The organism is Massilia sp. IC2-477 (assembly GCF_020707265.1).
In the GTDB taxonomy this organism is placed as follows: Bacteria; Pseudomonadota; Gammaproteobacteria; order Burkholderiales; family Burkholderiaceae_D; genus Telluria.
In genome coordinates this window covers 42,109-57,464 of the sequence record NZ_JAJFEQ010000013.1, presented here as the reverse complement: position 1 = coordinate 57,464, position 15,356 = coordinate 42,109, and the positions used below count along the sequence as shown (strand labels likewise).

Below are 15,356 nucleotides of genomic sequence, written 5' to 3'. Positions count from 1 at the left end.
AAGGAAACACCATGCCAAAGACTCCCCTGGGCGCAGGCGAGCAGCCGGGGCAGCCGCCTGACGGCGCCGCCGAGACCCGCCCCAGCGCCGACGAAAGCGCGCGCACGCGCGACGCAACGCGTGGCCGCGCCGTGGCCGAACGCAAGAAAAAATACCTGGTGGCGCCGCGCAGCCTGCCCGCCACTGCCGGCTTCCTGGCGCCGCAGGCCCTGGTGCCGAGCCTGTCACTGTCGTCCGTGCAGCAGGCGCTGCAGAACCTGGGCGACATCGACATTGTCGACACCGTCGGCGCGCGCAGCAACATCGGCGCTTCCAGCATCGGCGGTATCGGCGGCGGCGGCGCGGACGACGGCGTGCTGGTGGCGCGCATGACCGACCAGAAGGCCGGCGAGCTGCACCAGCGCGGCCAGGGCCGCCTGATCGTCGAGCGCGACCAGCACCTGCAACTGCTCGACCCGATGCTGCGCCGGCCCGACCTGGTGTCCTCGCTGACGCCCTACAGCGGCCCGGTGACCGAGGTCATGGTCGCGGTGGTCGGCAGGGACGGTGCGCCGCTGGCGGATGCCGAAGTGTCGCTGTTCGGCGGCCTGCTGCCGAGCACCGCCGTCACCGGCCCCGACGGCACCGCGCAGCTGAAGCTGTACGGCGAGGACACGCACACCATCAGCGGACTGTACGTCAAGCCGCGCGCCGACCACTGGAGCTTCTACCAGCGCGACCCCGACATCAGCCTGAATGAACCGAACCTCGTCATGCTGCGTCCCCTGTCCGACTGGCCGGCGCTGCAGAACCTGCCGCGCCAGAACACGCTCGGCTGGGGTGCGCGCGCCATGCGCCTCGACCAGGTGCCGCCGCCCTTCCGGGGCCAGGGTGTCCGGATCGCCGTCATCGATTCCGGCGTCGCCACCACGCACGGCAACCTCAACCGCATCCGCGCCGGCTTCGACGTCATCAACAAGGCGGTCGACCGCAACACCTGGAACACCGACACGCTCGGCCACGGTTCCCACTGCGCCGGCGTGATCGGCGCCGCCGATCCGGCCTGGGGTATACGCGGCTTCGCGCCGGAAGCGGAGATCCACGTCTGCAAGCTGTTCCCGGGCGGGCAGATCAGCCAGCTGATCGATGCGCTGGAATACTGCATCGACAACCAGATCGACGTCGTCAACCTGAGCCTGGGCGGCAGCGGCCCGTCCGAGGCCCTCGAGCGCCAGATCCAGCGCGCCAGGCAGGCCGGCGTCGCCTGCATCGCAGCTGCCGGCAATTCCGGCGGGCCGGTGCAGTATCCCGCAGCCTCGCCCCACGTACTGGCCGTCGCCGCCATCGGCAAGATCGACGAATTCCCGCCCGACAGCTATCACATCGAAACCGTCGGCCAGGACATCGATCCACAGGGCTTCTTCACGGCGCGCTTCAGTTGCGCCGGGCCGCAGGTGGACGTGTGCGCACCGGGTGTCGCCATCGTCTCGTCGGTGCCACCGAATAATTTTGCCGCCTGGGACGGCACCTCGATGGCGGCGCCCCACGTGACCGGCCTGGCGGCGCTGGTGCTGGCTCACCGGCCCGAGTTCCAGGGACTGTTGCGCGCACGGTCGGCGGAACGGGTCGAGCGCCTGTTCCAGGTGCTGCGGCTGAGCGCACGGCCGGTGACGCTGGGCGATCCGACACGCATCGGCTACGGCATGCCGGATGCGCTGGTGGCCCTCGGCCTGTCGATGATGCCCGGCCAGCAGGCGGGACAGTGGCAGATACCGGGGATGGGTGTCGCGATGGCGCCGGGAATGATGGCCGGTGACAATGGCGTACGCTACCCGGCCGGCTTTGCGGCACAGCAGGCGGTCGGCATGCCGGGCTTCCCGTTCGGACTCGGACCGGGCGGGCTGCACCCTTCCGGCTGGTAAGCGGGTAAGTCAGGAGGCGGGACGGATGGGCGCAGCGGCAGCTGCAAAGCGCATCCGTCCGCACTTGTCCGCCTCAACAGCGCAGGGTGCCGGAGGGCGGCAAGCGTGACATGGCGCCGTGCGCCTTGCTGTGTGATCGAGGGGAAATGCAGCGCCTGCGAGGCGTGAGGGAGGCGCATCGAAACCGACGCGCCAAAAGAAAAACCGGAGCACCTCTCCGCGCATGCGCGTTGGTCTACTCCGGTCTTGACTGGCGTCCCCACGGGGATTCGAACCCCGGTACTCACCGTGAAAGGGTGATGTCCTAGGCCTCTAGACGATGGGGACCTAAAACTGTCTGCTGCTTTACTACTATCCGCTGCACCGCACCGCGGCATCAACGTACTATTACCAAATTCTTGGCGTCCCCACGGGGATTCGAACCCCGGTACTCACCGTGAAAGGGTGATGTCCTAGGCCTCTAGACGATGGGGACCCTGGACTGTCAGAACTGTTGTTTTTCCTACGTGGTGGAGGTAAGCGGGATCGAACCGCTGACCTCTTGCATGCCATGCAAGCGCTCTCCCAGCTGAGCTATACCCCCTACGGGAAAACAACATTCTAACATACTGCTACAACTTCTTACTACCGCGTGCCGCTGGTTGCACGCCGCCGGAATTCAGTCTGGACCAAATCCCTGGCGTCCCCACGGGGATTCGAACCCCGGTACTCACCGTGAAAGGGTGATGTCCTAGGCCTCTAGACGATGGGGACCTTGGAACTACCGTACTGCCATGCTACTTACTGCACTTCAGAGTTTGGTGGAGGTAAGCGGGATCGAACCGCTGACCTCTTGCATGCCATGCAAGCGCTCTCCCAGCTGAGCTATACCCCCTCTTTTCACACTGTAGCTGCTGCTTCTTTGCTACCGTGTGCTGCTGAAGTGCGAGCATTATAGCGGAGCGCCTTGCATTTCGCAAATACCTGTTTTCAGAAAATGCGCGCTCCACGAATAAAGCATTAGAGGTACTTTGCCACGCGGGCCAAAACAACGTCGCGCCCGAACAATTCGAGCACCGCATCGATGGCCGGCGTCTGCAGCTGGCCGGTGACGATCAGGCGCAGCGGCATCGCGATCTGCGGCATCTTGAGGCCGTGTGCGGCGAGCACTTCCTTGAACATGGCGGCGATGGCAGCCTTGTTCCATTCCACGTCCTTGCAGCGCTCGGCGAAAGTCGCCAGGGCCGGGCGCACCGCATCCGTCAGGTGCTGGGCTAGCAGCGCCGCGTCCGGCTTCGGTTCGCGATAGAAAAGCATGGCGGTATCGGCCAGCTCGTTGATGGTGTTGGCGCGGTCCTTCACCAGCGCAATCACGGTCGGCAATGCCGGCGCACCCTCGAACTGCGCGCCTTCGCGCTCGAGCACCGGCTTGGCCAGGCCCGCCAGGCGCTCGTTGTCGGCCTGCTTGATATAGTGGTTGTTCAGCCAGGCCAGCTTTTCTGGATTGAACTGGGCCGCCGAGGCGGTCAGGTGTTCCAGGTTGAACCACTCGACGAACTGGTCCATCGAGAAGATCTCGTCGTCGCCGTGGCTCCAGCCCAGGCGCGCCAGGTAGTTCAGCATCGCTTCCGGCAGGTAGCCCTGCTCCGGGTACTGCATGACGCTGACCGCGCCGTGGCGCTTGGACAGCTTCTGGCCATCCGCGCCCAGGATCATCGGCAGGTGGCCGTACTGCGGCAGCTCGGCGCCGAGCGCGCGCAGGATGTTGATCTGGCGCGGCGTGTTGTTCACGTGGTCGTCGCCGCGCAGCACGTGGGTGATCTTCATGTCCCAGTCGTCGACCGACACGCAGAAGTTGTAGGTCGGGGTGCCATCCGGGCGCGCGATGATCAGGTCGTCGAGCTCTTTGTTGGCGATGGTGATCGGGCCCTTGACCACATCGTTCCAGGTGACCTCGCCATCAAGCGGGTTTTTGAAGCGAACCACCGGCTTGACGCCTTCGGGTACCGGCGGCAGGGTCTTGCCCGGTTCCGGGCGCCAGGTGCCGTCATAGCGCGGCTTTTCGCCAGCGGCGCGCATGCGTTCGCGCATCGCCTCGACTTCTTCCGGCGAGCAGTAGCACAGGTAAGCCGTGCCCTGCTCCAGCATCGAGGCCACCACCTCGCGGTAGCGGTCCATGCGCTGCATCTGGTAGAACGGGCCTTCGTCGTGCGACAGGCCAAGCCACTGCATGCCGTCCAGGATCGCCTGCACGGCTTCCGGCGTCGAGCGTTCGAGGTCGGTGTCTTCGATGCGCAGGATGAAGGTGCCGCCGAAGTGGCGTGCATAGGCCCAGGAATACAGCGCGGTGCGGGCGCCGCCCAGGTGGAGGTAGCCGGTCGGGCTCGGGGCGAAACGGGTGCGGACGGTCATGACTGAATGCAAAAAAGGGAAAGGCGTTATTCTACTCCCTCGCCATCGGCGCGCGCACCCCGCACCGCCCCACCCGCCGCCCTCTTGCGTTCAGGCCGCCGCGCCGCGACGCAGCAGCGGCCGCGGGGCGGCCAGCGCACGCCGCGCCGCCGTGCCCAGCAACGTTGCTGCGCGCCGGATCTGAGCCGGCGTATGGCGCGCCATCAGCTGCAGGCGCAGGCGCGCCGCGCCCAGCGGCACGCCGGGGAACTCCATCGGATTCACAAAAACCTGTTCGCGTGCCAGCAGCATGCCGGCGATGCGCGTGGCCGCTTCGGAACCGAGCAGCAGCGGGACGATCGGCGACGCCTCGCCGAGGCAGCGCAGGCCTTCCTCCTGCAGCAGCGCGCGCAGCTCGACCGCGTTACGCATCAGGTCCGCGCGCAGCTGTTCTCCTTCAGGGGCGGTCACGATTCTCAAGCATTCCAGCACCGTGGCCGCCTGCACCGGCGACAGCGCATTCGAGAACATGTGGGGACCTGCAAACAGCTGCAACTGGCGCCGCACGCTGCGCTCATTGCAGGCGACGAAACCGCCGTTCGAGGCAAAGGTCTTGGAAAAGGCGCCCATCACGATGTCGATCTTGCCCAGCATGCCCTGGGCCCCGATCACGCCGGCGCCGCCCGGACCCATGGCGCCCAGGTCGTGGGCCACGTCCACCAGCAGCGTGGCGCCGTACTCGCGGCACAGGTACTGCATCAAGGGCAGGTCGGGGCTGTCGGCATCCATGCTGAACAGGCCTTCGGTGACCACCAGGATCGCGCCGTTGGCGTCGACCGCACGGATCCCCGCCAGCAGCTCGCGCAGGTGGTCGCAGTCCAGGTGCCGGAACGCCGCCACGTTGCGCGTCGCCGCCGCCGCACCCTGGCGCAGCGAAGCATGGGCCAGGGTGTCGATCAGCACGTGGTCGGCGCTGTGCACCAGGCTTGTCACCGCCCCGAAGGCGGCGCCCCAGCCGGTCGGGAACAGCACCGCGTGCTGGCAACGCAGCAGCGTGGCCAGTTCCTGCTCCAGCGCGGCGGAATAGCGGCTGTTCCCGAGCAGGATGGCCGAGCCGGCGCTGTGCGGTCCGCATTCGGCCAGCACGCGCATGGCGGCGTCAAGCACCCGCGGGTGCGCGGCCAGCGACAGATAGTCCTGCGAAGCGAAGTTGATCCCCTGGGCCGCCGCCAGCCCGTCGCCCTCGACCGTGGCCAGCGGGCCGGGTGGACCCGACAGCAGGCGCGCATAGGGCCAGACCCCGTGGCGCATGCGCAGCGCGCACCAGTCCTCGAGCGGCGCGGCGCGGCGCAGCAGGTCGGGGCCGCGCGGCTGGCGGTACAGGGCGACGTTGCCGCCCAGGGCGCCCGAGGCGGCCAGCGCATCCAGGTCGTGGGCGGGGTCAAACGGAATCGGTTCGTTCAGCAAGGTAGGCCTCCGGCACAAGAATGGGTGATTCGGTGTTCACGCAGGGATGAGCGGCGCGGCCTCGACCTGGCCCGCGAGCATGGCGGCGACCTCGCCGGGCGGCAGCGGCCGGGCGAACAGGTAGCCCTGGGCCGCATCGCAGCCCATCGCGCACAGGTCGGCGAGCTGTTCGGGCGTCTCGACCGCTTCCGCGATCACGTCCATGCCCAGCCGGTGCGCCATCGCGACGATGGCTTCGGCGATCGCGAACGAGCGCCCGCACTTGCCGGCGGCGGCGCCGGCGCCGAGCCGGCGCACGAACAAGCCATCCATCTTGAGGATGTCCACCGGCAGCTCGGACAGGTAGTTCAGGCTGGAATAGCCGGTGCCGAAATCGTCGATCGACACCACCACGCCGGCCTGGCGCAGCCCGTTCATGACGGTGCAGTTGCCCGCCAGGTCTTCGATCAGCATGCCCTCGGTGATCTCGAGGTCGAGGCAGTGCGCCGGCATCCCGGTCTCGCCGAGGATGGCCAGCACCCGCGCCGGCAGGCCGGGCTCCTTCAGCTGGCGCGCCGACAGGTTCACCGCGGTCTTGATCTCCGGCAGGCCGGCCGCGCGCCAGGCGCGGTTCTGCAGGCAGGCGGTGCGCAGCGCCCAGTCGCCAATCGGCACGATCATGCCGGTCTCCTCGGCCAGAGGAATGAAGCGGCTGGGCGCGACCCGGCCGTACACCGGATGTTGCCAGCGCAGCAGCGCCTCGACGCCCACCACGCGGCGCGTCACCAGGTCGATCTGCGGCTGGTATTCGAGGAACAGCTGGCCCTGGACCAGGGCCTCGCGCAGGCCGTTCTTCAGCGCCAGCCGCTCGCTCTGCGGCTGCACGGTGTCGCCCGAGTACACCTGCACGCTGTTCTCGCCCCAGCGCTTGGCCCCGCGCATGGCAATGTCGGCGCGCTTGAGCAGCGCATCGAGGTCGCAGTCGGCCGCCGGGTACAGGGCCACGCCCACCGCCCCCGTTACGAAGCACTCGCGTCCCGCCACGTTCAGCGGCAGGCCGAAGCGGTCGAGGATCTTCTCGGCCACCACCTGGGCGTCGGATTCGAAACTCAGGTCTTCCAGCAGCGCGATGAATTCGTCGCCACCCCAGCGCGCCACGGTGTCGGAATCGCGCAGGCAGCGCCGGACCGCCGCCCCCGCCTGGTTCAGCAGGTCATCGCCCGCCTCGTAGCCCAGTTCGTCGTTGATCTCCTTGAAGCCGTTGATATTCAGGAGCAGCAGCGCCACCAGGCGGCGGTTGCGGTTGGCCCGGTCCATCGCATGGCGCAGGCGGTCGCGCAGCAGGTTGCGGTTGAGCAGCCCAGTGAGCTGGTCGCACTGGGCGCCGTCGATCAGGCGCGCGGCACTGGCAGCCGACCGCTGTCCGCTCCCCTGCCCCGCCGGCCTGGCCACCACCGGCAGGTGCTCATCGTCGTCATGGCAGTGCACTCGGTTGCGCCCCAGCGACTTGGCCACGTACAGCGCCTCGTCGGCGCGCCCGATGGCCTGGGCCACGGCTTCGCCCAGCCGGTATTCGGCCACGCCGACCGACACCGTGAGCGTGATTTCGCTGCCGTTGTCGTGGCAGCGCAGGCCGGCGATCACGCGCCGCACGCGCTCGGCCAGCACCACCGCGTCCGGCGCCGGCGTCTCGGGCAGCATCAACAGGAACTCCTCGCCGCCGTAGCGCCCGAAGGCATCGGTACCGCGCACCTGGCCCTGCACCGCGTCGGCGAAGCTGCGCAGCACCAGGTCGCCGGCGGCGTGGCCATAGTTGTCGTTGATGCGCTTGAAGAAGTCGATGTCGAACAGGCACAGGCAGAACGGCCGGCCGTTGCGGTCGCTGCGCTCCTTCTCGCGGTCGATCAGGCCAAGCAGGAAGCGGCGGTTATGGCTGCCCGTGAGCTCGTCGCGGATCGCCAGCTCGTTGATGGTGGACAGGGCGCGCTGCAGCTTGACGAAGCCTTCGGTCTTGGTCAGTTCGAACAGCAGCACGAACACCAGCACCACCACGTACAGGCCGAGGTTGCAGATCAGGTGCAGCAGCGGCATGTCGAGATTCGGCGCCGGCGGCACGGCGCGGCCAAAGGCCGGCAGACCCCAGATGGCGGCGGCCGCGGCGCAGCTCATCGCCAGCCAGGACACCCCGCTGGCCACCCCGCCCAGGAACATGGCGACCACCGGCGCCGTGATTAGCCAGCTGGCGGTGGGCGCGTGGATGCCGCCCAGGTGCCAGGTCAGCCAGGTGAAATTGAAAAACAGCGCGCACAGGAACAGTTCGCGCGCCAGCGCGATGCTGCCGCTCAGGCGCAGGACCAGGGGGGCCATCAACATCACCACGCAGCAGGCCAGGATCTCGACCGCCGCCAGCTCGAGGCCGAGCAGCCAGTAGGCCAATGCGTACAAGGGTCCCGCGGTGGCCGCCATCAGGGCCGCGTTGACCACGTTCTCGGCGCGGGCCAGCACGCTGGCGTCCTGCCGCAGCCTGACAGGGACGAACAGGTGGGCCGCGTCCAGGTAACGCCCGCCCCACCGCCGCTCTCTGATGTCGCTCATCCGGGATTCCCATGCGCCACAGTCCAACAATGAGTGTAAGTAGGATATTTCCCGGAGGCTTTATTCTCGGACAGAAAGTCGCTGGAAACATCCGGGATGGATAGACTGCGGCGCAGGTATTTACGGGCCGGACCATGCGCCATACAATGTTACTAAGACAACTCCGGGGCAGTCTCAATGCCAACCCAGCAGTCTCCAGCACCCCTGCATGACATCATCGAGTCCGCCGTGGACCTGGCCAGGATCTGCCTGCGGATGGACGTGGCCTTCATCTCCGAATTCAAGAACGGCCTGCGCATCTTCCGCCACATCGCCGCCGACGGCGAGCTGCCGGTCCAGCCCGGCCATGCCGATCCTCTATCAGAAAGCTATTGCCAGCACATCATCGACGGATCGATCCCCTCGATTGTCGACGACAGCCATATCTATCCCATCCTCAAGCGCCTGGATTGCACCGAGGCCATGCGCATCCGCGCCCACCTGGGCGTACCGATCCGGCTATCGGACGGCTCGGTGTTCGGGACCTTCTGCTGCTACAGCCGCAGGCCGAGCGCGAGCCTGCGCGAGGTCGACGTCGAGGGCATGGCGCGCTTCGCCCGTTTGATCGCGGACATGCTGGAGCAACGGGTCCTGAGCGAGCGGGCGCGCGAAGAGGCCAGCCTGCGGCTGTCGGAGGTCATCGCCCGCCGTGCCCTCGCCATCGCCTACCAGCCGATCGTCGCACTGGCCGACGGCGCCATTCTCGGTTACGAGGCGCTGTCGCGCTTTCCGGCTGCTGCGGACAAGGGGCCGGCGCAGTGGTTCGATGACGCCCACCGGGTCGACAAGGGCAGCGAGCTGGAACTGCTGGCGATCGAGCTTGCCCTGGGCAGCCTGGCGCAGCTGCCGCCGAGTGCCTACCTGTCGCTGAACGTATCGCCGCGGACCATCCTCGACGGTTCGCTGGCAATGCGCCTCGGCGCGGCGCCGCTGGACCGCCTGGTGCTGGAAGTGACGGAGCACGCGCCGGTGGAGGAGTATGCGGCGATCGCGGCCAGCCTGGATGGCCTGCGCCGGGGCGGCCTGCGCCTGGCCATCGACGACGCCGGATCGGGCTATGCGAGCTTTCGCCACATCCTGCAGCTGCGGCCCGACATCATCAAGCTCGACCAGAGCCTGATCCGCCAGGTCGACCTCGATCCGGGACGGCGCGCACTCGCTGCGGCGCTGACCATGTTTGCCCGCGATACCGGCTGCGATGTGGTCGCGGAAGGGGTGGAAACGGATGCAGAGCTCGGCGTGCTGCGCGGGCTCGGCATCAAGGCAGGACAGGGTTACCTGTTCGGACGGCCGGCGCTGCAGAACTGAATCAGCCGCTCGCCTCGTCCAATGCTGCCTGGCGCTTGGCGTGGATGCCGTAGATGGTGCCCGGGGCATCCAGTTCGCGTTCGGCCATCGCGCGCAGTTCGTCATTGGCAAGGCCATCCAGCAGCGCACGACGGAGGGCATGGGCTTCGGTCTCGCGCTGCAGCCCACACAGTACGGCGATGGCGATGCGGACATCCTTGGTCAGGTTCGACAGCTCGGCGGCCAGCCTTGGCGCCTGCCGGCCAGGCGGAAACAGCGGCATCGACTGGGCATTCACATTCACGTCGCGCAGCAGTGCGAGCGGGTCGCCGCGGTAGCGCTCCCCGAGCGCGAAATCGCCTGCCTCGACAATTGCTTCCAGCATCCGGTACGCGTCGCGGCGCGCCAGGGCCGGATCCTTGGCTTCGAGTTGCAGGAACACCGCCCGGGTAGCGCCAGGATCCCCGAGCGTGCGGTTCATCTCGACCATCAGCGCTACACGATCGGCGCGCTGGAAGTGCATGGGGTCGTGAGGAGCGCTACCCACATGGTATTCACCTGCCAGCAGGCGCCGCGCCTGTTCGTCACGCGCCCGGGCCAGGGCCTCGGCCGCCGGCGGGTACTTCTCGATCAGCATCTTCCATTGGAACAGCGTCATGAAGTAGTCCGTGCGCGCCGGCGCAGGCAGCGCCTCGGTCGCGGCGTACAGCTCCTGCAGGTAAGCCAGCAGTTCGCCGTAGCGCTCTTCGGCGTCCAGCGTCTGCATGCGCTGCATCTGCGCCTGGATCTGTTCATCCATGTTTCAAGCCCGTTTGCTCAAACGCACGCGAAATCAGTCGTTCTTGACGACGATGCTCGGGAACTTGCTGGTCATGTCCTTGGCCTTTTCGGCCACCTTGACGGCGACCTTGCGCGCGATCTGTTTATAGATGCTGGCCACCGGACCTTCGGGATCGGCGACCACGGTCGGGCGGCCCGAATCGGTCTGCTCGCGGATCGACAGGGTCAGGGGCAGCTTGCCGAGGAAGTCGACACCGAAGTCCTGGCACATCTTCTCGCCGCCGCCTTCGCCGAAGATCGACTCGTGGTGGCCGCAGTTCGAGCAGATGTGGGTGCTCATGTTCTCGACCACGCCAATGATCGGAATGCCGACCTTCTCGAACATCTTGAGGCCCTTGCGCGCATCCAGCAGCGCGATGTCCTGCGGGGTGGTGACGATCACCGCGCCCGTGACCGGCACTTTCTGCGACAGCGTCAGCTGGATGTCGCCGGTGCCCGGCGGCATGTCGACGATCAGGAAATCGAGCTCGTTCCAGTTGGTCTGCTCGAGCAGCTGCTGCAGCGCTCCGGTGACCATCGGGCCACGCCAGACCATCGGCTCGTCCGGGTCGATCATGAAGCCGATCGAGGACACCTGCACGCCGTGGTTTTCGAGCGGTTCCATGGTCTTGCCGTCGCGGCTTTCAGGGCGCGCGTTAATCCCCAACATCATCGGCTGCGAGGGGCCGTAGATGTCGGCGTCCAGGATGCCGACGCTGGCGCCTTCCGCTGCCAGGGCCAGCGCCAGGTTGACGGCCGTGGTCGACTTGCCCACGCCGCCCTTGCCCGAGGCGACCGCAATGATGTTCTTCACGTTCGGCATGACCTTCAGGCCACGCTGGACCGCGTGCGACAGGATCTTGCTGTATACCTTCACGGTCACGTTGCCGATACCCGGCAGCGCGCGCACGCCGGCGACCACGCTGTCGCGGATAGACGCGACCTGGCTGGCTGCCGGATAGCCCAGCTCGACGTCGAGCGCGACGTCGTTTCCGCTGAGCTTGATGTTCTTGATGGATTTGGAAGAAACGAAATCCTTCCCGGTGTTAGGATCGATGACCGCCGACAATGCCGCCTTGACGTCGTTCTCTGTGATGCTCATGTGTTTCTCCAAGGTGATTGGGGCGAAGTGTAGCGCAAAATGCCGCGCACTTCTTGTTGCTTTGGCAAACCTCCGCATTACCCCCTGCGCATGTAGGGCCTTCGGCTGTTAAAATGCTTCTTTTCATATAACCACACACGCTTCGACCATGACCCGCAAGCTGTTCGTCACCACCGCCCTGCCCTACGCCAACGCTGCCTTCCATATCGGCCACATGATGGAGTACATCCAGGCCGACATCTGGGTCCGCTTCCAGCGAATGCAACGCGATAATGGTGTCCAGCGCCAGGTGCACTTCGTCTGCGCCGACGACACCCACGGCACCCCGATCATGATCGCCGCCGAAAAAGAAGGCATCACACCCCAGGAATTCGTGGCCAAGATCGCTGCCGGCCGCCCGCAGTACCTGAACGGCTTCCACATCGCCTTCGACAACTGGTATTCCACCGATTCGCCGGAAAACGTCGAACTGTCGCAGGGCATCTACCGTCAACTGCGCGACGCCGGCCTGATCGTCACCAAGACCGTCGACCGCTTCTACGATCCGGTCAAGGGCATGTTCCTGGCCGACCGCAATATCAAGGGCGAGTGCCCGGTCTGCCACGCCAAGGACCAGTACGGCGATAACTGCGAAGTCTGCGGCGCCGCCTACCAGCCAACCGAACTGATCAATCCGTTCTCGGTGTTTACCGGCTCGACCCCGATCCTGAAACCGTCGGAACAGTATTTCTTCAAGCTGTCCGACCCGCGCTGCTTCGCTTTTCTCAAAGAGTGGCTGAACACCCCGGGCCGCCTTCAGCCGGAAATGGTCAACAAGGTGTCGGAATGGCTGGGCGAATCCGGCGAAAAGCTGGCCGACTGGGACATTTCGCGCGACGCGCCCTATTTCGGCATCCCGATTCCCGATGCGCCGGGCAAGTTCTTCTACGTGTGGCTGGACGCGCCGGTCGGCTACCTGGCTTCGCTGAAGAACTACTTTTCAAAGAAGGGCATCGATTACGAGGGCTTCCTGAACGACCCGGCCGCCGAGCAGGTCCACTTCATCGGCAAGGACATCGTCTCCTTCCACCTGCTGTTTTGGCCGGCGATGCTGAATTTCTCGCACCACCCGATCATCGACAAGCTGAAGGTCGCGGTGCACGGCCACCTGACCGTCAACAACGAAAAGATGTCGAAATCGCGCGGCACCGGCATCTCGCCGCTGCGCTACCTCGAGCTGGGCATGAACCCGGAATGGCTGCGCTACTACCTGGCATTCAAGCTGAACGCGAAAGTCGAAGACCTGGACTTCAACGGCGAAGACTTCGTGGCCCGCGTCAATAGCGACCTGATCGGCAAGTACATCAACATCGCCAGCCGCTGCGCCGGTTTCATCGCCAAGAAATTCGACGGCAAGCTGGCCGACACGCTCTCTAGCAACGCCAAGGGCTGGATTTGCAAGGCCCTGATGAACGAGGGCGCCGAACGCCAGGCCAGCATCGCGGCCGCTTTCGAAGCGCGCGAGTACGGCCGTGCGATGCGCGAGATCATGGAGATCACCGACATCGTCAACCAGTACGTGGACGAGAACAAGCCCTGGCTGCTGGCCAAGGACGAATCGAAAACCGCCGAACTGCACGACGTCTGCACCACGGCGCTGATCCTGTTCCGCCAGCTGAGCATCATGCTGTCCCCGGTGCTGCCGCAAGTCGCTGCACGCGTCACCGAGTTCCTGGGCGATGGCGAACTGAGCTGGGCCGACACCCACGGCGCCGCCGTCTACGAGACCATGCTGGGCCGCACGATCGGCGCCTACAGCCACCTGATGCAGCGCGTGGATGCGAAGATGGTCGAGAACCTGTTCGACAAGCCTGCCGCACCGGCTGCCCCTGCCGTCGTGTCTGATGCCAGTCTCGCGGTGGCGGCGCTTTCCCCGGCGGAAGACGATGCGGCCGCACCGGCAGCCGGCGATATCGAAGCCTTGGCCCCGGAAATCTCGATCGACGACTTTACGAAGATCGACCTGCGCGTGGCCCGTATCGTCAATTGCGAACACGTGGAAGGCGCCGGCAAGCTGCTGCGCCTGACCCTGGACGTAGGCGAAGGCCGCTACCGCAACGTGTTCTCGGGCATCAAATCGGCCTACAAGCCGGAAGAGCTGGTCGGCAAGCTGACCGTCATGGTCGCCAACCTGGCGCCGCGCAAGATGAAGTTCGGCGTGTCGGAAGGCATGGTGCTGTGTGCCTCGGCAGCCGACGAGAAGGCCAATCCGGGCCTGTACCTGCTCGATCCGATGCCGGGCGCCACCCCGGGCATGCGCATTCGCTAAGCAATGCCAGCGGGCTTGCCCCTTGCGCAAGCCCGTCCCTGCCAGCCGCCAAAATCAAACTCGCGCTGATTCCCAGCGTTATAATGGCGTGTTTTTTCTGAAACTAGCGCCGCTGCGTTCACGCCGGCATGCCCTCTTCAGACCATACAAGATAGGTAGATAATAAGATGACCGAATTCACCCCTCTCCGCCATATCCCGGACGCCAATGTGTTCCGCAAAGGCGACGTCTTCGTCCTGTTCGGCGAACTGTTCGGCCGCGGCTATGTGAATGGCCTGATCGACGAGGCGCGCAAGGCGGGCATGACCATCGTCGGCATCACCGTCGGTCGCCGTGACGAGAGCGGCGCGCTGCGCGCCCTGACCGCGGAAGAACACGCGGAGGCGGAAGAGAAGCTGGGCGGAACGATCATCAATGTGCCCCTGATGGCAGGCTTCGACATGGACGCCCCGGAAGGCGAGCAGAATCCGACTGAACTGCTGGCGGACGTGAAGCTGAAGACCTGGCAGGACGACAAGCTGGACTGGGCAAAGATCGAGCGCTGCCGCGAAGCAGGCGTGCGCCGCTTCACCACTTCCGCCGCCCAGGCGATGGCTGAGATCGACAAGCTGATCCCGGAAGGCGCCAACGTCTTCTTCGCCCACACCATGGCCGGCGGCATCCCGAAGATCAAGGCCTTCCTGGCCATCGCCAACCGCATCTACAAAGGCCGCGGCGAGCGCTTCGAATCCTCGCGCGCCCTGCTCGACAGCGACCTGGGCAAGCTGATCCTGATGAACTTCGACGAAGTCACCGCCAATACCCTCAAGTACCTGATCGATGCGTCAAGCGCGATCCGCGAGCGCGTGAGCAAAGCCGGCGGCGAAGTCCGCTATACCGCCTACGGCTACCACGGCACCGAGATCCTGATCGGCGGCGAATACGTCTGGCAGACCTACACCAACTACACCCAGGGCTATGCCAAGATGCGCCTGGAGTCGATCGCCGAAGCGGCCTGGAAAGCTGGCGTCTACGCCACCGTGTTCAACTGCCCGGAAATCCGCACCAACTCCTCCGACATCTTCGTCGGCGTCGAGCTGTCGCTGTTCCCGCTCCTGACCGCCCTGAAGAAGGAAGGCGGCGGCGCCTGGGCCGAGCAGCAGTGGCAGATCTGCCAGGACCTGCTGGGCGAAGGCACCTCGCTGCAATCGCTGCTCGACAAGATCGAACAGTACAATAACGACGCGACCAGCGCCCACTTCCGCAACTTCGAGGCCTGGCCGATGGACAACACGCCGGCGCTGGCCGACGTCATGATCGGCACCTCGGAAGAGATCACCGGCCTGCACAAGGACAAGAAGGCCCTGATCACCGACCACCTGTCGAGCCTGGTGCTGGAAGGCGCGGGTCCCTTGATGTTCCACGGCGCGTCGGAAAAGATCGCCCCGGTGCTGTGGCTCAGCCACGACATCATCGCGCGCCAGCTGAACGAACTGCACAAGTAAACTTG

At 65.9% G+C, this 15,356-nt stretch carries 9 protein-coding genes and 5 tRNA genes; 4 read left to right on the top strand and 10 right to left on the bottom strand.

Annotated elements, in window-relative coordinates:
- The first annotated feature begins 11 nt into the window (after nucleotides 1–11).
- The gene (locus LK542_RS21795; protein ID WP_227813559.1) at nucleotides 12–1,901 is read left to right on the top strand and encodes a S8 family peptidase; all 1,890 of its coding nucleotides are present in this window, start codon (nucleotides 12–14) and stop codon (nucleotides 1,899–1,901) included.
- Between the two features lie 251 nt (nucleotides 1,902–2,152).
- Here LK542_RS21795 and LK542_RS21790 read toward each other — a convergent pair.
- From LK542_RS21790 to LK542_RS21755, 8 genes are all read right to left on the bottom strand, one after another.
- Nucleotides 2,153–2,228 (bottom strand) — tRNA-Glu (locus LK542_RS21790).
- Between the two features lie 72 nt (nucleotides 2,229–2,300).
- A tRNA-Glu gene (locus LK542_RS21785) sits at nucleotides 2,301–2,376 on the bottom strand.
- Nucleotides 2,377–2,408: 32 nt separating this feature from the next.
- Nucleotides 2,409–2,484, bottom strand: a tRNA-Ala gene (locus tag LK542_RS21780).
- A gap of 94 nt (nucleotides 2,485–2,578) precedes the next feature.
- Nucleotides 2,579–2,654 (bottom strand) — tRNA-Glu (locus tag LK542_RS21775).
- Nucleotides 2,655–2,699: 45 nt separating this feature from the next.
- A tRNA-Ala gene (locus tag LK542_RS21770) sits at nucleotides 2,700–2,775 on the bottom strand.
- A gap of 125 nt (nucleotides 2,776–2,900) precedes the next feature.
- Nucleotides 2,901–4,292: a glutamate--tRNA ligase gene (gltX, locus tag LK542_RS21765; RefSeq protein ID WP_227813558.1), complete on the bottom strand. Its 1,392-nt coding sequence runs from the start codon at nucleotides 4,290–4,292 to the stop codon at nucleotides 2,901–2,903.
- A 90-nt stretch (nucleotides 4,293–4,382) separates the two neighbouring features.
- Nucleotides 4,383–5,738, bottom strand: coding sequence for an aminotransferase class I/II-fold pyridoxal phosphate-dependent enzyme (locus LK542_RS21760; RefSeq protein WP_227813557.1), 1,356 nt, complete (start codon nucleotides 5,736–5,738; stop codon nucleotides 4,383–4,385).
- Nucleotides 5,739–5,774: 36 nt separating this feature from the next.
- Complete coding sequence (locus LK542_RS21755) at nucleotides 5,775–8,312, bottom strand: diguanylate cyclase (protein WP_227813556.1); 2,538 nt, start codon at nucleotides 8,310–8,312, stop codon at nucleotides 5,775–5,777.
- A 177-nt stretch (nucleotides 8,313–8,489) separates the two neighbouring features.
- On the opposite strand from LK542_RS21755, the gene LK542_RS21750 reads away from it, so the two are divergent.
- Nucleotides 8,490–9,659, top strand: coding sequence for an EAL domain-containing protein (locus tag LK542_RS21750; RefSeq protein ID WP_227813555.1), 1,170 nt, complete (start codon nucleotides 8,490–8,492; stop codon nucleotides 9,657–9,659).
- Between the two features lies 1 nt (nucleotide 9,660).
- On the opposite strand, the gene LK542_RS21745 is transcribed toward LK542_RS21750, so the two are convergent.
- Both LK542_RS21745 and apbC read right to left on the bottom strand, forming a co-directional pair.
- A complete protein-coding gene (locus LK542_RS21745) occupies nucleotides 9,661–10,437 on the bottom strand; it encodes a hypothetical protein (protein WP_227813554.1) in 777 nt (258 codons plus the stop codon).
- 33 nt (nucleotides 10,438–10,470) lie between these two features.
- Nucleotides 10,471–11,559, bottom strand: coding sequence for an iron-sulfur cluster carrier protein ApbC (apbC, locus tag LK542_RS21740; RefSeq protein ID WP_227813553.1), 1,089 nt, complete (start codon nucleotides 11,557–11,559; stop codon nucleotides 10,471–10,473).
- Between the two features lie 148 nt (nucleotides 11,560–11,707).
- On the opposite strand from apbC, the gene metG reads away from it, so the two are divergent.
- Both metG and LK542_RS21730 read left to right on the top strand, forming a co-directional pair.
- A complete protein-coding gene (gene metG / locus LK542_RS21735; protein ID WP_229521349.1) occupies nucleotides 11,708–13,867 on the top strand; it encodes a methionine--tRNA ligase in 2,160 nt (719 codons plus the stop codon).
- Nucleotides 13,868–14,034: 167 nt separating this feature from the next.
- Complete coding sequence (locus tag LK542_RS21730) at nucleotides 14,035–15,351, top strand: hypothetical protein (RefSeq protein WP_227813552.1); 1,317 nt, start codon at nucleotides 14,035–14,037, stop codon at nucleotides 15,349–15,351.
- Nucleotides 15,352–15,356: the final 5 nt, after the last annotated feature.